Annotated in this window: 16 protein-coding genes; 7 read left to right on the forward strand and 9 right to left on the reverse strand. The window is 68.9% G+C overall.

What is annotated here, in order from left to right; translation table 11 throughout:
- Positions 1-141: 141 nt before the first annotated feature.
- Positions 142-1,383, reverse strand: coding sequence for an NAD(P)/FAD-dependent oxidoreductase (locus BGO20_RS09685; RefSeq protein ID WP_291659878.1), 1,242 nt, complete (start codon positions 1,381-1,383; stop codon positions 142-144).
- Entirely contained in the window at positions 1,380-2,174 is a 795-nt protein-coding gene (locus BGO20_RS09690; protein ID WP_291659877.1) for a glutamine amidotransferase, read from the reverse strand. The genes BGO20_RS09685 and BGO20_RS09690 overlap by 4 nt, the downstream gene beginning before the upstream one ends.
- A gap of 301 nt (positions 2,175-2,475) precedes the next feature.
- Here BGO20_RS09690 and BGO20_RS09695 point away from each other — a divergent pair, with 301 nt between their 5' ends.
- Genes BGO20_RS09695 through BGO20_RS09705 form a run of 3 tightly spaced genes read left to right on the forward strand, consistent with a single transcriptional unit; the run spans position 2,476 to position 7,606 of the window.
- Positions 2,476-3,129: a TetR/AcrR family transcriptional regulator gene (locus BGO20_RS09695; protein WP_291659876.1), complete on the forward strand. Its 654-nt coding sequence runs from the start codon at positions 2,476-2,478 to the stop codon at positions 3,127-3,129.
- Positions 3,126-4,367, forward strand: a complete 1,242-nt coding sequence (locus BGO20_RS09700) for an efflux RND transporter periplasmic adaptor subunit (protein WP_291659874.1) — start codon at positions 3,126-3,128, stop codon at positions 4,365-4,367. Before BGO20_RS09695 ends, BGO20_RS09700 begins: the two co-directional genes overlap by 4 nt.
- 11 nt (positions 4,368-4,378) lie before the next feature.
- Positions 4,379-7,606, forward strand: a complete 3,228-nt coding sequence (locus BGO20_RS09705) for an efflux RND transporter permease subunit (protein ID WP_291659872.1) — start codon at positions 4,379-4,381, stop codon at positions 7,604-7,606.
- Between the two features lie 4 nt (positions 7,607-7,610).
- Here BGO20_RS09705 and BGO20_RS09710 read toward each other — a convergent pair whose 3' ends face one another.
- Positions 7,611-8,123 (reverse strand): winged helix-turn-helix transcriptional regulator, encoded by a 513-nt coding sequence (locus tag BGO20_RS09710; protein WP_291659870.1) that lies wholly within the window; start codon positions 8,121-8,123, stop codon positions 7,611-7,613.
- A gap of 98 nt (positions 8,124-8,221) precedes the next feature.
- Between BGO20_RS09710 and BGO20_RS09715 the strand changes: the two genes are divergently transcribed.
- Entirely contained in the window at positions 8,222-8,782 is a 561-nt protein-coding gene (locus BGO20_RS09715) for a dihydrofolate reductase family protein (protein WP_291659869.1), read from the forward strand.
- Between the two features lie 9 nt (positions 8,783-8,791).
- Here BGO20_RS09715 and BGO20_RS09720 read toward each other — a convergent pair whose 3' ends face one another.
- A complete protein-coding gene (locus tag BGO20_RS09720) occupies positions 8,792-9,697 on the reverse strand; it encodes a DMT family transporter (RefSeq protein WP_291659867.1) in 906 nt (301 codons plus the stop codon).
- A 233-nt stretch (positions 9,698-9,930) separates the two neighbouring features.
- Here BGO20_RS09720 and BGO20_RS09725 point away from each other — a divergent pair, with 233 nt between their 5' ends.
- Together BGO20_RS09725 and obgE are read left to right on the forward strand one after the other, a co-directional pair.
- Complete coding sequence (locus tag BGO20_RS09725; protein WP_291659865.1) at positions 9,931-10,800, forward strand: LysR family transcriptional regulator; 870 nt, start codon at positions 9,931-9,933, stop codon at positions 10,798-10,800.
- Positions 10,801-10,844: 44 nt separating this feature from the next.
- On the forward strand, positions 10,845-11,888 hold the full coding sequence (gene obgE / locus BGO20_RS09730) for a GTPase ObgE (RefSeq protein ID WP_291659863.1): 1,044 nt from the start codon (positions 10,845-10,847) through the stop codon (positions 11,886-11,888).
- A gap of 49 nt (positions 11,889-11,937) precedes the next feature.
- Here obgE and BGO20_RS09735 read toward each other — a convergent pair whose 3' ends face one another.
- Positions 11,938-13,074 (reverse strand): DSD1 family PLP-dependent enzyme, encoded by a 1,137-nt coding sequence (locus tag BGO20_RS09735; protein ID WP_291659861.1) that lies wholly within the window; start codon positions 13,072-13,074, stop codon positions 11,938-11,940.
- A 120-nt stretch (positions 13,075-13,194) separates the two neighbouring features.
- Here BGO20_RS09735 and BGO20_RS09740 point away from each other — a divergent pair, with 120 nt between their 5' ends.
- The gene (locus tag BGO20_RS09740; RefSeq protein WP_291659859.1) at positions 13,195-15,015 is read left to right on the forward strand and encodes an ABC transporter ATP-binding protein; all 1,821 of its coding nucleotides are present in this window, start codon (positions 13,195-13,197) and stop codon (positions 15,013-15,015) included.
- A 3-nt stretch (positions 15,016-15,018) separates the two neighbouring features.
- On the opposite strand, the gene BGO20_RS09745 is transcribed toward BGO20_RS09740, so the two are convergent.
- From BGO20_RS09745 to BGO20_RS09760, 4 genes are read right to left on the reverse strand one after another with little or no spacing between them, the layout of a single operon-like run.
- Positions 15,019-15,540, reverse strand: a complete 522-nt coding sequence (locus BGO20_RS09745; RefSeq protein ID WP_291659857.1) for a hypothetical protein — start codon at positions 15,538-15,540, stop codon at positions 15,019-15,021.
- Between the two features lie 11 nt (positions 15,541-15,551).
- Positions 15,552-16,481, reverse strand: coding sequence for a nucleoside hydrolase (locus tag BGO20_RS09750; protein WP_291659855.1), 930 nt, complete (start codon positions 16,479-16,481; stop codon positions 15,552-15,554).
- Positions 16,481-17,284, reverse strand: a complete 804-nt coding sequence (locus tag BGO20_RS09755; RefSeq protein ID WP_291659853.1) for an ATP-binding cassette domain-containing protein — start codon at positions 17,282-17,284, stop codon at positions 16,481-16,483. The genes BGO20_RS09750 and BGO20_RS09755 overlap by 1 nt, the downstream gene beginning before the upstream one ends.
- A gap of 43 nt (positions 17,285-17,327) precedes the next feature.
- A complete protein-coding gene (locus BGO20_RS09760) occupies positions 17,328-18,272 on the reverse strand; it encodes a sugar ABC transporter substrate-binding protein (RefSeq protein WP_291659851.1) in 945 nt (314 codons plus the stop codon).
- Positions 18,273-18,285: the final 13 nt, after the last annotated feature.

An 18,285-nucleotide genomic window follows, 5' to 3' on the forward strand; every position in this document is an offset into this window, starting at 1 on the left:
AGACACGGGATCGTTTTCCGATAAGGGCGCGTTCTCATGCAGGAAGGCCCCTTTTTGTTGAAGGGGCGCCTTCTCGTCGCGCGGTTCCGCATCTGCGCAGCAGCACTGCGTGCTGCAGCGCGTGCGGGATGACACGCTTGGTCAGCGGATGTAGCGGCCCGGCCGGAACGGCTTCGGGTCGATCAGCGGCTTCTCGCCGCAGACCATCGCGGCGATGATCTCTCCGGTGATCGGGCCGGTCGAGAAGCCGATATGCTGGTTGCCGAAGGCGAGCCAGAGGCCGGGATTGCGCGGCGCCTCCCCGATCATCGGCAGCGAATCCGGCAAGGTCGGCCGCGCGCCGCGCCAGGTCTCGCCGACGACCTCGCCGAGCGGGAAGGCCTTGCGGGCCGAAGCGGTGGCGCCGTCGATCTGGCGGTGGTCGTCCGGGGCGTCGCGGAAGGAGAGGTCGACGCCGCTGGTGATACGGACGCCCTGCTCCATCGGTGCCATGTAGTAGGCTGCGTCGACATCGTAGACCGGCCGTGACAGGCCGGTGCCGGCCGCCGGCTTCAGATGGCGGTGATAGCCGCGCTCGACATCGAGCCACGGATCGAGCCCGAGCGGCTTCAGCAGGTCTCCGCTCCAGGGGCCGAGCGCGACCACGGCGAGGTCGGCCTCGAAGGTGCCTTGCGTCGTGCGCGCCTGCCAGCGCGCGCCCTGCCGGGCCAGCCCCGCGACCTCGGCCTGCTCGATGCGCCCGCCGCGCTCGGCGAAGAGGGCGGCGTAGGCCGCGGTGACGGCGCCGGGCGAATCGACCGATCCGACCGAGGGGATCAGCAGCCCGGCCGGGAAGATCGGGTTCAGGCTCGGCTCGACGGCCGAGATGCCCTGCCGGTCGAGGATCTGCGAGGCGATGCCGTGGCGCTTCAGGAAGTCGTGCTCCGCCCGCGCCGCCGCGTGGCCGGCCTCGCTGCGCCAGAGCTTCAACGTGCCGGTCTCGCGCAGGCGATGCGACACGCCCGCTTCGGCCATCAGGGCGCGGTGCCGCTCGACGCTGCTCGCCGTCAGCGCCTGCAGTGCTGCGATGCGCGCGGCCGCCTGCGAGGGGCGGGCCTCCCAGAGGAAGCGCAGAAGCCAGCCGGGGCGGGAGAAGGCGCGCCGCCAGCTCAGGTTGAGCGCCGGGTGGCGATTGCCGAGATAATCCCCGATCCTGGCGTAGAGCGAGGGATTGTTGAGCGGCACGATCGAGGACGAGGCGAGCACGCCGGCATTGCCGTAGGAGGTCTCGCGTCCGGGCTCCCTGCGGTCTATCAGCGTCACAGTGATGCCGCGCTGCTGGAGCGCGAGCGCGCAGGAGACGCCGACCATGCCGGCGCCGAGAACAAGGGCTGTACGGGTCAAGGCGATGTCGTTCCGGCTTCGGCCGGCTCCTTCAGCCAATGGTCGAGGAAGGCGTCGAGCCAGAGCCGGATCGCCGGATCGTGCTGGAACCAGCCGGGGATATGGGTGTGGCCGAGCTGGGCGCCGGGCATCAAGGTCCGCTCATAGCCGCGCACCGACCAGCGATACATCATCGCCGGCGTCACCTCGGGATGGAACTGGATGCCGTAGACGCGCGAGGCGGCCCGGATCGCCTGGGTCGGGAAATCCCCGCCGGTGGCGAGGCATTCCGCGCCTGTCGGGCAGTCGAAGCCGTCGCGATGCCATTGATAGACCGTGCCGGGCCAGGCGAAGCCGGCGGTCTGCGCATGGGCGTGCCCGGCCTCGGTGATCGAAAGCGGGTAATAGCCGACCTCGGCCCGGCCCTCGCCGTGGGTGTAGACGCGCGCGCCCATCTGCTTGGCCAGCATCTGGGCGCCGAGGCAGATGCCGAGGAAAGGCGCATCCTCCTTCAGGCAGGTGCCGATCCAGTCGATCTCGGCCTTGACGAAATCGTCCGGGTCGTTGGCGCCCATCGGGCCGCCGAAGATCACGGCGCCGGCATGGTCGCGCATCGTCTGCGGCAGCGGGTCGCCGAAGCGCGGCTTGCGGATGTCGAGGGCGTGGCCGCGGGCCTGCAGCAGGCGGCCGACGCGGCCGGGGGTCGAATGCTCCTGATGGAGCACGATGAGGACCGGCTTGCGGGCGGGCGAGGCCGGCCGCGTGCTGGCGGGAGGGCGGGCCGGGCGGAGGGGAAAGGCGTGCTCGTTCATCACCGGCGGCAGGCTCGCTTGCGCGCAGCCCGAGTCAAGAGGGCGCGTGAAGCCGTGGCGGACCACGACAGCATGAAGTTCCAGACGGAACGAAGCAAGTGGTTTATGTGCCGGAACGGCCATTCCGCCCGCTCCCGGATGCAGAAGCAAGGAACGGACCGTTTGAGGCTGCGGCAAGGCGAGGGGGGCGCGCCGCGGTCGACCTCGCCCTGCATGCCGCAACCTCCGCGCGCAGTTCCTCCTTGACCTCGCCACAATCGACTGCCATGAGAATGAACATTCATTCTCATTCCGGGTGCCGATGTCGACCGATCAGACCGCCTTCCTGCCGGACACCGCCCTCTCGGAGCGCCACATCCGCATCCTCGACGCGGCCGAGCGCGTCTTTGCGCGCGCGGGCTTCCATGCCGCGACGATGCAGGATGTGGCGATGGAGGCGGGCATGAGCCCGGGCAACCTGTATCGCTATTTCAGCTCCAAGGACGCGATCATCGCCGGGATGGCGGAGCGCGACCGCAGCACGATCGCTGCGGATTTCGCGGCGCTGTGCCCGAGCCGGGGGCCCTTGCTGGACCAGCTCGAGGAGATCGGCCGCAAGCATCTGGTGCGGCAGCCGCGCGAGAAGGCGGTGATCGCACTGCAGATCTGGGCGGAGGCGTCGCGCAACGAGGAGATGGCCCGGATGTGCGCCGGCATCGAGGAAACCCTGATCGGCGGCTTGCTCGCCGCGCTGGGGGAGGCCAAGCGCACCGGCGAGCTTCCGCCCGACCTCGACGAGCAGAGCTTCCTCATGGCGATCTCGATGATGGCCGACGGCTTCTTCTGCCGCCGTGCGATCGAACCCCAGTTCGATGCCGAGGCAGGAGCGGACGTGCTGTTCCGGAGCATGCATGCCCTGGCGCGCGTGCTGCCGCTCTCTGCAACGCCGGTGCAATCCCTGGAGACGCAGTCGTGACCTCCGATCCTGCGGCGCCGCGCCGTCCCGCCCCTGCAATCGAGTCCGTGCCGATGCTTCTCCGTGCCTGCACCCTGCGCGCGCTGCTTGCGGCGATCGTGGTTCCCGCCGCCTTGGCCGCACCCGCCCTGGCCCAGCCGCAGCCCGCGACGGGCGCCCCGGCGAACGGTCCTTCGGTCACCGTGACCCACGCCAAGACCACCGAGATCGTGCAGAGCGTGCTCGTCTCCGGCTCGATCATCGCGCGCGAGGAGGTGCTGGTTTCGCCGCAGGTCGACGGGCTGTCGATCGTCGCGGTTCTGGCGGAGGAGGGCGACAAGGTCGCGCAGGGGCAGGTCCTGGCCCGGCTCGACCGCACGACCCTCGATGTGCAGAAGGCGCAGAACGAGGCCCAGATCGCGCGCTCCGACGCCGCGATCGCCCAGGCCAATGCGCAGATCGCCGAAGCCGACGCCAATCTGGTGCAGGCCAACAATGCCTTCGAGCGGACCAAGGCCCTGCGCGACAGCGGCAACGCGTCGATCGAGACCTTCGACCAGCGCGCCGCCGCTGCCCGCTCGGCCCAGGCCCGCGCCAATTCCGCGCGCCAGGCCCTCGCCATCGCCGCGGCGGATCTCGCCCTGGCCAAGGCCCAGGGGCGCGACATCGCCGTCAAGCTCGAGCGGACCGAGATCAGGGCGCCGAAGGCCGGCATCGTCAGCCGCCGCACCGCCAAGCTGGGCGCGACGGCGAGCATGCTGCCGACCTCGGAGCCGCTCTACCGCATCATCGCCGACGGCGCCGTCGAGCTGGAGGCGCAGGTCGCCGAGGTCGACCTTCCGAGCCTGAGACTCGGGCAGCCGGTCGCGGTGACGCCCGCCGGCGCCAAGGAGGCGCTCCGGGGCACGATCCGGCTGATTGCACCGGAGGTCGACAAGGCCTCGCGTCTGGGCCGCGTGCGCGTCGCGCTCGACGGCAACCCGTCCGTGGCGATCGGCTCCTTCGCACGCGGCATCATCGAGACCGGGCGCAAGCGGGCGGTCACCCTGCCGCTCTCCGCCATCACCTATACCCGCAGCGGAGCGACGGTGCAGACCGTGCAGGACGGCAAGATCGCGACCCGCAAGGTGACGCTGGGCCTGACCGGCGGCGGGCGTGCCGAAATCGCCACGGGCCTCGCGCAGGGCGAGACGGTGGTGGCGCGGGCCGGCACCTTCGTGCGCGACGGCGACCTGATCACCCCGGTCCCGACGAACTGACGGGGCGGGCGATGCGCATCAATTTCTCCGCCTGGTCGATCCGGAAGCCGGTTCCCGCGATCCTGCTCTTCGTCGTGCTCTGCGTGCTCGGCCTGCTCGCCTTCTCGAAGCTGCCGGTGACGCGCTTCCCCAACATCGACGTGCCGCTGATCTCGGTCACGGTGACGCAGTCCGGCGCCGCGCCGGCGGAGCTGGAAAGCCAGGTCACCAAGCGCGTCGAGGATTCGGTCGCCAATGTCCCCGGCGTCAAGCACCTCACCTCGACGCTGACCGACGGCCAGTCGCTGACGCTGATCGAGTTCCGGCTCGAGACCAACACCGACCGCGCCGTCAACGACGTCAAGGACGCCATCGCCAAGATCCGGGCCGACCTGCCGCGCACCATCGACGAGCCGGTGATCCAGCGCATCGATGTCGAGGGGCAGTCGATCCTGACCTATGGCGCGGCCTCGGCCGGCATGACCCTGGAGCAGCTCTCCTGGCATGTCGACGATATCGTCGCGCGCGAGTTGCAGGGGTTGAAGGGCGTCGGGCGCGTCGAGCGCTATGGCGGCGTCGACCGCGAGATCCGGATTTCGCTGGATCCCGACCGGCTGCTGGCGCTCGGCATCACCGCCGGCGAGGTCAACCGCCAGGTGCGGGCGACCAATGTCGACCTGGCCGGCGGGCGCGGCGAGGTCGGCGGGCAGGAGCAGGCGATCCGCACGCTCGCCGGGGCGAAGACCGTCGCGGAACTGGCCGATACCAAGATCACCCTCAGCGGCGGACGCGAGGTCCGCCTCAAGGATCTCGGACGGGTCGAGGATTCGAGCTCGGAGCCGCGCGCCTTCGGCCGGCTCGACAAGAAGCCGGTCGTCACCTTTGCGGTCTTCCGCTCGAAAGGGTCGAGCGAGCTCTCGGTCAAGGAGGTCGTGCAGCAGCGCATCGACGAGCTCAACAAGCGCTACCCCGACATCAGGATCACGCCGATCGACGATGCCGTCGCCTACACGCACGGCAACTACAAGGCCGCGATGGAGACGCTGCTGGAAGGCGCGGCGCTCGCCGTCATCGTCGTGTTCCTGTTCCTGCGCAACTGGCGCGCCACCCTGATCACCGCGATCGCCCTGCCGCTCTCGGCCATCCCGACCTTCTGGGCGATGGAGCTGATGGGGTTCTCGCTGAACCTCGTCAGCCTGCTCGGCATCACGCTGGTGACCGGCATCCTCGTCGACGACGCCATCGTCGAGATCGAGAACATCGTCCGGCACATGAAGATGGGCAAGTCGCCCTACCGCGCCGCGATGGAGGCGGCCGACGAGATCGGGCTCGCGGTCATCGCGATCACGCTGACCATCGTCGCGATCTTCGCGCCGGTCTCCTTCATGGGCGGCATCGCCGGGCAGTATTTCCGGCAGTTCGGCCTCACCGTCGCGGTGGCCGTGCTGTTCTCGCTGCTGGTGGCACGGCTGATCACGCCGATGATGGCGGCCTATCTGATGCGGCCGGTGAAGCATGCCGATCCGAAGGACGGCTTCATCATGGGCGCCTATGTCGGGCTGCTGCGGAGCACGCTGAAGAAGCGGCGCATCCCGTTCTTCCCGCGCTTCGACGGCTCGGGCGGCTGGCGGACCCTGCCGTTCAACACCGCCTATGCGACGCTGCTCGTCGGCTTCCTCTTCCTGTTCGGCTCGATCCAGGCGACGCAGCTGCTGCCGACCGGCTTCATCCCGGACGAGGACACCTCGCGCGTCGTCGCCTCGGTGGAGTTGCCGCCGGGCGCGACGCTGGACGACACCCGCGTCACCACCGACAAGCTGGTCGATGCGCTGAAGACGATTCCGGAGGTGCGCGACGTCTTCGTCCTCGGCGGGGCGTCGCCCACCGGCCAGCGCGAGGTGCGCCGCGCCGCGGTCTTCATCCTGCTGAAGCCGAAGGCCGAGCGCGACATCCGGCAGAAGGAGCTGAAGGTCACCATCGCCCAGAAGCTCGCCAGCGTTCCCGATGTGCGTGCCTGGTACGTCAACGAGCGCGGCGAGCGCGAGATGGCGTTCTCGCTTTTGTCGAAGGACGGCGACGCGCTCGATGAGGCGGTGGCGCGCATCGAGGCGCGGATGCGTCAGGTGCCGGGCTACCTCAACGTCGCGACCGCGGGCTCGCTGAGCCGGCCGGAGCTGCGCGTCACGCCGAAGCTGGAGGAGGCCGCCGCGCTCGGCGTCACGCCCGAGGCGATCTCGGAGGCCGTGCGCGTCGCGACCATCGGCGATGTCGGCGCCAATCTCGCCAAGTTCAATGCCGGCGACCGGCAGGTGCCGATCCGCGTCCAGCTCGACGAGGCGGCGCGTACCGACATGCGCAATATCGCGGCGCTGCGCGTGACGAACGCGAATGGCGTCTCGATTCCGCTGACGGCGGTGGCCAATGTCGGCTTCGGCGAGGGCCCGAGCTCGATCGACCGCTACGACCGGCTGCGCCGGGCCCAGATCGGCGCCGACCTCAGGCGTGGCTTCGAGCTCGGCACCGCGCAGGACAGGTTCCAGGAGATCGTCAAGGAGGTCGGCCTCCCGGCCGGCGTCCGCGTCGCCGCGACCGGCGACGCCGAGATCCAGGGCGAGGTCGTCGACGGCTTCATCACCGCGATGACGACCGGTCTGATGCTGGTGCTGGCCGTGCTGATCCTGCTGTTCGGCTCGGTCTTCCAGCCGATCACCATCCTGCTCTCGCTGCCGCTTTCCTTCGGCGGCGTGGTCATCGCGCTTCTGACGACGCACAATGCCGTCTCGATGCCGGTCTATATCGGCCTGCTGATGCTGATGGGCATCGTCACCAAGAACGCGATCATGCTGGTCGATTTCGCGGTCGAGGAGGTCGGCCGCGGCAAGGATCGGATGACGGCGCTGCTCGAGGCCGGCCGCAAGCGCGCCCGCCCGATCCTGATGACCACCATCGCCATGGCCGCGGGCATGATGCCTTCGGCCTATGGCGTGGGCGACGGCGGCGAGTTCCGCGCGCCGATGGCGATCGCGGTGATCGGCGGACTGATCGTCTCGACGATGCTCTCGCTCGTTTTCGTGCCGTCCTTCTACGCGGTGATGGACGACCTCCAGCATCTGACGGGCCGTCTGTTCGGGCGCTTCTTCAGCAAGGCCGAGGACGAGAGCGCCTGGGAGCCGATCCACGATCCCGAGCACGCGACGCCGGGCGAGGCGACGGCAGAGGCGATGGGCCGCAAGGCGCCGCCGCGGCTGGCGGCGGAATGAGCCGTCAGGCGGAAGCCTCGGCCCCAAGCTGCTTGCGGGCGACGGCGGCGCGATAGGCCGCCGTCAGCTCGTCGAGCACCGATCGCTCCGGCGCCGGCGCATCGAGATGCAGGTGTCGCAGCTCCTGCATGAAGCGCTCCCAGAGCGCCGGGCCGCCTTCGGCGAGAAGCTCGGCGCGGATCGACAGATCCTCGGTGACGGGGAGGAAGCGGCGGCCCCAGTCGCCCATGGCGGCGAAGACGGGAACGAGCGCGATGCCCATCTCGGTCAGGCTGTAGATCGCCTTCTGCTTGTGGGTGGCGTCGTCGCGGCGCGAGAGCAGCCCCCGCTCGACCAGCCGCTTCAGCCGGTCGGCGAGGATGTTCGAGGCGATGCCCTCGTCGGACTTCGCCAGCAACTCGCGGAAATGCCGGCGGTTGCCGAACATGATGTCGCGCAGGACGATCAGGCTCCAGCGATCTCCCAGGATTTCCAATGTCAGGTTGATCGGGCAGCCCGAACGGCCGGTCTCGCGCATGCTCTCCTCCAAAACCAGTTGCAATATAGGATCGGTTTCGTTACACAGCAACTGATTGCAATTCGAAACTGGTTTGACGAAGCTATCAGGGGGATGCGATGGCCAAGGTGATCGTCTGGAATCTGATCACGCTGGAAGGGTTCTTCGAAGGCGGGGAGAAGTGGGATCTCGACTTCCACGGCGATGCCTGGGGCGATGAACTCTCCGATCTCAGCAGCGAGTTCGGGCGCAAGGCCGGGCTCCTCGTCTTCGGTCGCGTCACCTATGAGGGAATGAAGGCCTATTGGACCTCGACTCAGGAGGAGGGCGAGACCAAGACCTTCATGAACGCCCTGCCGAAGCTCGTGGCATCACGCAGCCACACCGGCTCCGACTGGAACAACACCACGGTGACGGGCGATATCGTCGGGGAGATCAGGCGTCGCAAGGCCCGGCCGGGGAAGGACATCTATGTCTTCGGCAGCGCCGAGCTGACGGAATCGCTTCTGGCGGCCGGCCTCGTCGACGAGATCATGATCGCGGTCGCGCCGGTGACCATCGGCCGGGGCACGCCCCTGTTCAAGCCGAATGCGGAGAAGCGCAAATATGCGCTGATCACGGCTCGCCCGCTGACGAACGGCACCGTGATCCTGCACTATGGCGTCAAGGCTGCGGCCTAGGCGCGGGGCTCAGCCGCGCCGGACCAGCAGCACGGCGGCGAGGATGGCGACGCCGCCGAAGGCCTGTACCGGCGTCGGCTGCTCGCCGAAGATCGCCCAGGCCGCGAGCACGCTGACCAGCGCCGGCCAGACCATGACCAGCGAGGCGGCGCTGGCGCCGTAGCTGCCGAGCGAGAGCGTGATCAACCCCTGGCCGAGCGCATGCGAGACGAGGCCGAGGCCGATGACTGCGAGCCAGCCCTGCAGGCTTGCCGGAACGATCTGCTCGCGCAGGGTGAGGGCCGCGACGAGGCAGAACGCGGCGCAGACGAGGCTGGAGACCAGGCTGACCAGCCCGGCATCGGCGCGGCCCCGCGCCCGGCCGACGGCGAGGATATAGGCGGCGTAGGACATCGCCGCGCCGAAGGCGAGCGTATCGCCGAACAGGTCGCCGGAAGCGGCCGGGTTGCCGGTGAATTTCGGCAGGACCAGGAGCAGGGCGCCGGTAATCGCCAGCATCAGCGCCCCGAGGATGCGCCGCGAGGGCCTGTCGCCGAGGATCAGCCAGCCGCCGAGAACGACGCCGACCGGGGCGAGATTGCCGAGCAACGAGGCGTTGGCGATCGTGGTGAAGCCGAGCGAGGCATTGTAGAGCACGACGTCGACGCCGAAGGTCAGCCCGGCCAGCGCGATGGCGCCATAGGCGCCGCGGCGGACCGGGCCGGCGGCCGCAGGCTTGCGCCGCTCGAAGGCGGCCCAGGCGACCAGAACCGGCATGGCGAAGAGCATGCGCCAGAAGCCGGCGGCGGCAGGGCCGACATCGCTGAGGCGCACGAAGATCCCGGAAAAGCCGATGAAGGTCGCGCCGGCGAGCAGGGCCACGAACATGGCCAGGGCGGGCGATGCGGCGCGAACGGGAATGGCAGGGGCGGACATGGTGGCGCTTCTGTGCAGGCAGCCTGACCCGGAGAACGTCCTTCGCCCTCCCATGCCGGCCGGCTTGCCGTCCGGCATGCTATAGAGCGCTTTCTGGTATCGGAAAAACGGATTATACTGATTTAACCATTCTTAAAATCGATGGTTGATCGGCGTGCCGAATCCGCGCGCGGATGGCCATCCGGCGCGGCGGACCGGTTCCGGCTTTTACGCGACGACTGCCACGGAGAGCCATGATGAACGGTCATTTCGATCTCGCCGCGCTGGGAATGCTGGTCGCCGTCGCGGAGACCGGCGGCTTCACCGCCGCCAGCGCGCGGCTCGGCCGCACCCAGTCGGCGATCTCGGTGCGGATCCAGGATCTGGAGAACCAGCTCGGTCACAGGCTGCTGGAACGCTCGCGGCGCGGCGTGACGCCGACCGATGCCGGCGAGCGGCTGATCGCCCATGCGCGACGCCTGCTCGCCGTCGAGCGCGAGGCGCTGGCCGATCTCGGCGGCGAGACGCCCTCGGGGCGGCTGCGCCTCGGGGTCCCCGACGACTACATGGACGCCTATCTCAGGCCGCTGATCGCCCGTTTCGCCGTGGAGCATCCCAAGGTCGAGCTCGAGGTTCGCTGCGACATCTCGAAGCGCATCGAGCCCGCGCTCAGGGCCGGCGAGCTCGATCTCGGCGTCGTGACGCAGGACCCGAACCGGCCTCTCGGCGAGGTGCTGCGGCGGGAGCCGCTGGTCTGGGTGGCCGCGCGCGGCCATCGGCCCGAACTGCAGGAGACCCTGCCGCTCGCGCTGTTCTCCGAGGGCTGCCGGGCGCGCCCGCGGATCCTGGCCGCGTTGAACAGCGCCGGCAAGGCACACCGGCTCGTCTTCTCCTGCTCGCACACGACGGGCGTGCTGTCGGCGGTGGAAGGCGGCTTCTGCGTGAGCGCGATCACCGAAAGCGCCGTGCCGCCATCGCTGCGCCGCCTGGGAGCGGCGGAGGGGCTGCCGCCGCTGTTCGAGCTGTCGGTCGGGCTGATCATGGCGCCCCGGCCGGGGCTGGCGGCGCAGCGCTTTGCCGATGCGTTGCGCGAGGACATGAGCGCTTTCCGGGCCGCGGCATGATGCGGTGCATTGCCCTCTCGCCCCGCGATCACTAGTGAGAAGCCATGAAATTCCTCGACCAGGCCAAGATCTATGTGAAGGCGGGTGACGGCGGCGCCGGCTGCGTCTCCTTCCGTCGCGAAAAATTCATCGAGTTCGGCGGCCCCAATGGCGGCGATGGCGGGCGCGGCGGCGATATCGTCGTCGAATGCGTGCAGGGGCTGAACACGCTGATCGACTATCGCTACCAGCAGCACTTCAAGGCCAAGACCGGCGAGCACGGCATGGGCAAGGACCGCCACGGCGCCAACTCGCCGGCCGTGGTGCTGCGGGTGCCGCCGGGGACCGAGGTCGTCGAGGAGGATGGCGAGACCGTCATCGCGGACCTGACCGAACCCGGGCAGCGCTTCGTGCTGTGCAAGGGCGGCAATGGCGGCTTCGGCAACGCCTATTTCAAGACCTCGACCAACCAGGCGCCGCGCCATGCCAATCCGGGCCTGCCGGGCGAGGAGCGCTGGGTCTGGCTCCGGCTGAAGCTGATCGCCGATGCCGGGCTCGTCGGCCTGCCGAATGCGGGCAAGTCGACCTTCCTCGCGACGGTGACGGCGGCGAAGCCGAAGATCGCGGACTACCCGTTCACGACGCTGCATCCCGGCCTCGGCGTGGTGCGTGTCGACGGGCACGAGATGGTGCTGGCCGATATCCCCGGCCTGATCGAGGGCGCGCATGAGGGCCATGGTCTCGGCGACCGCTTCCTCGGCCATATCGAACGCTGCCGCGTTCTGCTGCATCTGGTCGAAGGCACGAGCGAGCATGCCGGCAAGGCCTACAAGATCGTGCGCGAGGAGCTGGAAGCCTATGGCGAAGGGCTGGCCGAGAAGCCCGAGATCGTGGCCTTGTCGAAGGTCGACGCGCTCTCGCCCGAGCTGCTCAAGGAACAGGTCGCGCGGCTGAAGCGGGCGGCGAAGCGGATGCCGATCATTCTGTCGTCGGCGTCGGGCGAAGGGGTCGATGCGGCCTTGCGCGCGCTGTTCGCGGTGGTCGAGGAGGCGCGTCGCGAGGAGGCCGCCGAGGCGGCGCCGGCCGTCGAAGGCGGCTGGCGGCCCTGAGGGCGCGCCGCTTTCGACGGGAATCGCGCCAGGCGCGCGCGACGCGCGGTCAGGTCACGGCGCCGCGCGCCGCCACCGGCCAGAGCGCCTCGACATGGGCGTCCGGGCCGTGCAGGCCCCGCACGCAGACGTACCAGTCGTGCAGGTTCACGGTCGGGTCGCAATGGCCGGGGACCAGCAGCACGCGCTCGCCGCGATGCGGCAGGGCGATCGGGTCGCCGGTCAGGATGCCGTGCTCGTCGGACGGCTTGGTGTAGATCGCGCCCTCGCGTTGGAACGGCACCGGCATGCCGGAATCCACCGAGGCGGATTTGTGCCCGGCATCGACGATGGCGCGGTCAGGTACCGGCTTGCTCATCACGCCGGCGAGGACGAAGAGCGCATGCTCGAAGCTGCGGAAGGGCGAGCCGTCGGCCTGGCGGTTGCGGGCATAATCGGCGTCCATGAAAATGTAGGAACCGCATTGCAGCTCGTTCCAGATGCCCGACTGCGTCTCGAGCTCAAAGGTGCCGGTGCCGGCGCCGCTGATGATCGGGCATTCCAGGCCGGCCTGGGCGAGGCGCTCGGCGGTGTTGCGGGCGGCGAGGCCGGCGCGCTCGATCGCTTCGCTGCGCTCGTCGATCGAGCGCATGTGCTGGGCGGAGCCGTGATAGGCCTGCAGGCCGGCGAAGCGCAGCGTGTTCGAGCGCGCCACCGCCTCCGCGACGCGCACGGCCGCCTCGCCCGGCGCCACGCCGCAGCGGCGGCCGCCGACATCGATCTCGACCATGACGTCGAACACCACGTCGTGCCGCGCCGCCGCTTCGGCCGCCTCGCGCACGCCATCGGGGTGGTCGACGCAGAGTCCGATCCGAGCCGTGCGGGCGAGGACGGCAAGGCGGTCGAGCTTGGCGGGGCTGGCGATCTCGTTGGTCACCAGCACGTCGCCGACGCCCCCGGCGACGAGGATTTCGGCCTCAGAGACCTTCTGGCAGCACTGCCCGACGGCGCCATGGGCGATCTGCCGCAGCGCGATCTCGGGGCTCTTGTGCGTCTTCGCATGCGGCCGCAGGCGAATGCCGTGAGCCTCGCTGAAGGCGGCCATCGCGACGAGATTGCGCTCGAAGGCATCCAGGTCCAGCACCAGGGCCGGGGTGTCGATTTCGGCGAAGCTCTGGCCCGGCTGTGCCGGCGGGGTCGATGGCATGAAATCTCCTGAGTCGTTGCGCCCATGGGATGACAGCTTCGTGTCGGGAGCAAGACCCCCTCGCTCCTTGGCGCCATGCGCCTGTGGCGCTCGGACCTGCGGCATGGTAGGGCGCGGCCCATGAAGATCGGCCGCGTCACCGACGACACCCTCGCGCTCTTCGCCCGTGTCTGGCGCGAGCAGATCAGCCGCTACCTGCCGCAGATGGCGATGATCCTGGCGCTGGTCGTGGTCATCGCCGCGACGACCAGCTTCTATCCGCTGCTGATCAAGGCGGCCTTCGACGCCTTCGCCGACCCGCTCACGGCCGAATCGACCGGCTTCGTCCGGCGCATGGAACGGCTGGTCTCGAAGTCGATCAACTACGATATCGGCGTGATCAACGCGGTCGCGACCGTCGTGGTCATCGTCACCGCGATCAAGGGCTTCTCGCTGCTGGCACAGACGGTGATGACAAACAACGTCGTCAGCCGGATCGAGGCCGACATGCAGACCGAGCTCTACGGCCATCTGATCGATGCCGACCTCGCCCAGCTCCAGAGCGAGAATCCGGCCTCGCTCACCCAGCGCTTCACCACCGATTTCACCTTCGTCAAGGAGGCGCTGACGCGTATCGTCAACATCGCGATCCGCGACGTGGTGACGGCAGTGGCGCTGATTGGCGCGCTGTTCTGGATCGACTGGCAGATGACGCTGATCGTGCTGCTGATCGCCCCGGTCATCGCCCATCCGATCGGCCGGATCGGCAAGAAACTCCGGCGCATGGCCAATTCCCAGCAGGAGCAGACGGGCATGATGGCGAGCCTCGTCACCGAAAGCCTGCAGGGCGCGCGCGTCGCCAAGACCGATTCGCTCGAACCCTATCTGAAGCAGCGCGCGGCCGGCGCCTTCGAGACGATCCGGGCGCTGAAGATGAAGTCGGCCAATGCGCGCGGCCGGCTCGATCCGCTGCTCGAGGTCGGCGGCGGCATCGCGGTCGCCGCCGTCCTCGCCGCCATCGGCGTGCGCATCACGGCGGGGTCGTCCACGGTCGGCGACTTCACCGGCTATGTCTCGGCGCTGCTGCTCGCCGCCCAGCCGATGCGCTCGCTCGGCAACCTCAACGCCATCGTGCAGGAGGCCGGAGCCTCGCTGAAGCGCTATTACGCGCTGCTGGATGAGAAGCCGGCGATCATCGACAAGCCCGGCGCGAAGCCGCTTTCCATCGCGGCCGGCTCGATCGCTTTCAAGCATCTGCGCTTCCGCTATCGCGCGGACCAGCGTGCGCTCGAAGGCATCGACCTGGTGGCGCAGGGCGGCCGGACCACCGCGCTGGTCGGGCGCTCCGGCTCCGGCAAATCGACGCTGCTCGCGCTGGTGCCGCGGCTCTACGACCCGACCGAGGGACGCATCGAGATCGACGGACAGGACCTGCGTGACGTTACGCTGACGAGCCTGCGCCACCAGATCGGCGTCGTCAGCCAGGATGTCGTCCTCTTCGACGACACGGTGCGGGCCAACATCGCCTTCGGGAGGCCCAGTGCCAGCGAGGCCGAGATCGTCGCGGCGGCCCAGGCGGCGGCGGCGCATGACTTCATCATGGCGATGCCGGGCGGCTACGAAGCCTCGGTCGGCGAGCGCGGCCACAAGCTCTCGGGCGGCGAGCGCCAGCGGATCGCCATCGCGCGGGCGATCCTGAAGGATGCGCCAATCCTGCTGCTCGACGAGGCGACGAGCGCGCTCGACACCGAATCCGAGCGCCTCGTCCAGCAGGCGCTGGCGACGCTGATGAAGGGACGCACCACGCTCGTCATCGCGCACCGACTCTCGACCATCCGCGAGGCCGACCTGATCGTGGTGATGGACGAGGGCAAGATCATCGAAACCGGCAGCCACGACGAGTTGCTGGCGCGGAACGGGGCCTATGCCCGGCTGCACCGGATGCAGTTCGTCGAGAGCTGAGCGCTACCGGCAGAAACCGGCGCAACCGGCTTCCCAGAAGGTTTGTCCAGGTTCGAGCGCCGGCACCGAGGGCCGCGGCTTGCGGCCAGGCAGGTCGGCGGGGACCGGCTTCACCAGCTCCCACCAGCCATGGGCGCATTGCGAGCGGAAGGCCATCTGGTCTGAGATGGAGGTGCCTTCCTTCTCCAGCACGATGTCGAGCGCGGCGCAGGCCGCGCGCAAGCGCTCGTCATGGGCGTCGCTCGGATCGTTGGCATAGTCGTGGAAGGCCTCGGTGAAGGCCTCCATCTCGCGGGCGATATGCGGCCAATCCGTGCGGGCGAGATTCCAGGCATCCATCCATTCGCGCACGACGGTCTCGACTGCCTCGGCCTTCGGCTTGTCCTTGACCTTGCGGGCGGTGGTCAGCATGTGGCGCATCAGTTCGGCGCGGGCATGGGCGTGCCGGGCCCGCAATGCGGCCTCCTGCATCTGCGCGATCGCGTCGGCGGCCTCCCGCTGCAGCGTTTCGACGAAATGCGGCATGGAGCGGTCCTTCAAGGCAGGGTGGCGAGGCGTTCGATCATCCGCTCGAACAGCTCATGGGCCTTCACTGCGGAGACGACACAGGCGTTTGATTCGCGCTTCAGCCGGCCGTTCCAGTCGATGGTGGTGCGGCCGCGGAGCGGCCCGTCGCCGGTCTCGACCGCGACGAAGCAGTCGCGGCCCTCGAACAGCTCCGGCCAGAGCAGGTAAGCGATGACGCAGGGGTCATGCATCGGGTGGCCGTCGCTGCCGAGGCCGCCGGGACGCGGGCGGGTCAGCATGCCGTGAACCGCGCGCCCGGCCGCATTGCCGAGCGCGCCGATGCGGGCGATCTGGTCGTGGCTGGCGATGGCCTGAAGCGTCACGCCGAGGCCGAACATCACGATCGGCCGGCCGCAGCCGAGGACGATGGCCGCCGCATGCGGATCGACATAGGCGTTGAATTCGGCAGCTGGGGTGATGTTGCCGAGGCCGATGGCGCCGCCCATCAGCACGATGCGCCTCAGCTTCGGCAGGATGTCCGGCGCCAGCCGGAAGGCCAGAGCGAGATTGGTCAGCGGTCCGAGCGGGCAGAGCGTGATACCGTCGTCGGGAGCCGACCGGCAGAGATCGACGATCGCTTGGACGGCATGGCCCGGCGCGGCCTGGCTGGCAGGGGCGGGAAGGTCCGCGCCCGCCAGCCCGTCCGGGCCGCAGACGAATTCGGCGGTTTCGAGCGGGACGACCAGCGGTCCCTCGGCGCCGCGATAGACCGGGATATCGCCGCGCTGGCCGAGATCGCGGATGCGCAGCGCATTGGCCGTCGTCTGGGCGACCGGGACATTGCCGGCGACGGTGGTGATCGCCCTGAGGTCGAGCCGGTCGGCGCTGGCGAAGGCCAGGAGCAGGGCGACGGCGTCATCCTGGCCGGGATCGGTGTCGATGAGGACGGGCTCGCGCATCAGGCCGCCTTGGCGTTGCCGGCCATGATCATATGGGCGATGTCGTCGGGCTGGAGGTCGCCGAGCGGCCGGTCGACATATTTCCGGCCGGCGCCCATGATGACGACGCGGTCGGCCAGCGCCACGACGTCGCGCATGTTGTGGCTGATCAGGATGACGGTGCGGCCATCCGCCTTGAGCTTGCGGATGAGATCGAGGACGAGCGCGCTCTCCTTGACGCCGAGCGCCGCCGTCGGCTCGTCCATGATGATGATCTCGGCGTTCCAGCGCAGCGCGCGCGAGATCGCCACCGCCTGGCGCTGGCCGCCCGAGAGCCGCTCGACCGGCCGGGTCATGTCGGTGACGGCGGCGGAGAGCTGGGAGAGATAGCGCCGCGATTCCGCGATCATCCGCTTCTTGTCGAGCACGCGCAGGAAAGGCAGCAGCAGCGGCTTCGTCAGCTCCGAGCCCATGAAGACGTTCTGGGCGATGGAGAGGCGCGGGGCGAGCGCGAGGTCCTGGTAGATCGTGGCGACGCCATGCTCCAGCGCGTCATGCGGCGACGCGAAGGCAACCGGCTTTCCCCGTATGCTGATGGTGCCGCTGGTCGCCTCCTCGGCACCGGAGATCACCTTGATCAGGCTCGACTTGCCGGCGCCGTTGTCGCCGCAGAGCGCGACCACCTCGCCGGGGAAGATGTCGAGATCGACCTCGCGCACGGCGACGACGGCGCCGTAGCGCTTGCCAATGCCGCGCAGCGAGAGGAGAGGGGTCGGATCGGTCATGGCCTGCCCATCGGACTGGTCGGTACGGTCAGCCATCATGCTCGGGTCGCGTAGAGCGCCACCCGAGCACGACGGCGCGCGCTCACTTCTTCAGGAACTGCTGGACGTTGTTCTTGTCGACCAGCACGGCGTCCATGAAGAGATAGGGGCCCGAGGTAATGGTCTCCTTGGGCTTCTTGTCGACGACGATGGTCTGGATCGCGTCGACCGCCTTCCTGCCCATCTCCTCGAAGGGAATCGACACCGTCGCCATGAAGGTCGAGTTCGGATCGGCGATGCGCTCGAAGCTTTCCTGGCCGCCATCGACCGAGACGAGGGGGATCTGACCCTTCTTGACCCCTTGAGCCTGGAGCAGATCGTCGATGATGTAAGCCTGCCCGTCGAAGGACGCCCAGATGCCGTTGACCTTGCCCTGGTTCTGCAGGAGCAGCGCCTGCATGCCGGAGCGGACGTCGTCGCGCCAGCTCTGGGTCCGGGCCATCGAGAACTTGCCGATGTCCTTCACCGCCTGGTTCTCCGAGAGCACCACGTCGAGGATCTTGCCGCGGATGCGCGAGGCGACGTTGAGGTCGAAGCGGGCCGTCAGGATGTTGCCCTGGTAGCCGAGCTGGCCGAGCAGATAGAGCGCCGCGTCGGCGCCGATCTTGTACTCGTTCGACTGGATATCGAAGAGCGCGTGCGGGCTCGCGCCCGACTGGACGGTGATGACCGGGATGCCGGCATCCTTGGCGGCCTTGAACTGGGCGTCGGCCTCGACCGGCTTGCCCATGGCGATGATGATGGCATCGACCTTCTTGGCGATCAGCGCGTCGAACTGCTCGGCATGCTTGGGCAGCGCCCCTTCCGAATTGAGCAGCGTGACGTTCCAGCCCTTGGCCTTGGCCGCGGCGGCGGCCGCATTGGCGACGCGGGCATGCGTCTCCGACGAAAACTGGAAGCCGATGATGCCGAGCTCGAAGGCATTGGCCGATTGGCCGAGCGCCAGAAGTGCCGCCGCCGCGACCAGCAATTTGCGCAAACCGAACATGTGAACTCCCCTC

The sequence above is a fragment of the Allobosea sp. 67-29 genome (assembly GCF_001898115.1).
Taxonomy (GTDB): Bacteria; Pseudomonadota; Alphaproteobacteria; order Rhizobiales; family Beijerinckiaceae; genus Allobosea.

What these genes read in the sequence shown, in the direction of transcription:
- BGO20_RS09705 (WP_291659872.1), top strand. Translation starts at nt 4,379, where the DNA reads ATGCGCATCAATTTCTCCGCCTGGTCGATCCGGAAGCCGGTTCCCGCG.
- BGO20_RS09715 (WP_291659869.1), top strand. Translation starts at nt 8,222, where the DNA reads ATGGCCAAGGTGATCGTCTGGAATCTGATCACGCTGGAAGGGTTCTTC.
- obgE (WP_291659863.1), top strand. Translation starts at nt 10,845, where the DNA reads ATGAAATTCCTCGACCAGGCCAAGATCTATGTGAAGGCGGGTGACGGC.
- BGO20_RS09690 (WP_291659877.1), bottom strand. Translation starts at nt 2,174, where the DNA reads ATGAACGAGCACGCCTTTCCCCTCCGCCCGGCCCGCCCTCCCGCCAGC.
- BGO20_RS09750 (WP_291659855.1), bottom strand. Translation starts at nt 16,481, where the DNA reads ATGCGCGAGCCCGTCCTCATCGACACCGATCCCGGCCAGGATGACGCC.
- BGO20_RS09740 (WP_291659859.1), top strand. Translation starts at nt 13,195, where the DNA reads ATGAAGATCGGCCGCGTCACCGACGACACCCTCGCGCTCTTCGCCCGT.
- BGO20_RS09725 (WP_291659865.1), top strand. Translation starts at nt 9,931, where the DNA reads ATGATGAACGGTCATTTCGATCTCGCCGCGCTGGGAATGCTGGTCGCC.
- BGO20_RS09755 (WP_291659853.1), bottom strand. Translation starts at nt 17,284, where the DNA reads ATGATGGCTGACCGTACCGACCAGTCCGATGGGCAGGCCATGACCGAT.
- BGO20_RS09695 (WP_291659876.1), top strand. Translation starts at nt 2,476, where the DNA reads ATGTCGACCGATCAGACCGCCTTCCTGCCGGACACCGCCCTCTCGGAG.
- BGO20_RS09720 (WP_291659867.1), bottom strand. Translation starts at nt 9,697, where the DNA reads ATGTCCGCCCCTGCCATTCCCGTTCGCGCCGCATCGCCCGCCCTGGCC.
- BGO20_RS09735 (WP_291659861.1), bottom strand. Translation starts at nt 13,074, where the DNA reads ATGCCATCGACCCCGCCGGCACAGCCGGGCCAGAGCTTCGCCGAAATC.
- BGO20_RS09710 (WP_291659870.1), bottom strand. Translation starts at nt 8,123, where the DNA reads ATGCGCGAGACCGGCCGTTCGGGCTGCCCGATCAACCTGACATTGGAA.
- BGO20_RS09745 (WP_291659857.1), bottom strand. Translation starts at nt 15,540, where the DNA reads ATGCCGCATTTCGTCGAAACGCTGCAGCGGGAGGCCGCCGACGCGATC.
- BGO20_RS09760 (WP_291659851.1), bottom strand. Translation starts at nt 18,272, where the DNA reads ATGTTCGGTTTGCGCAAATTGCTGGTCGCGGCGGCGGCACTTCTGGCG.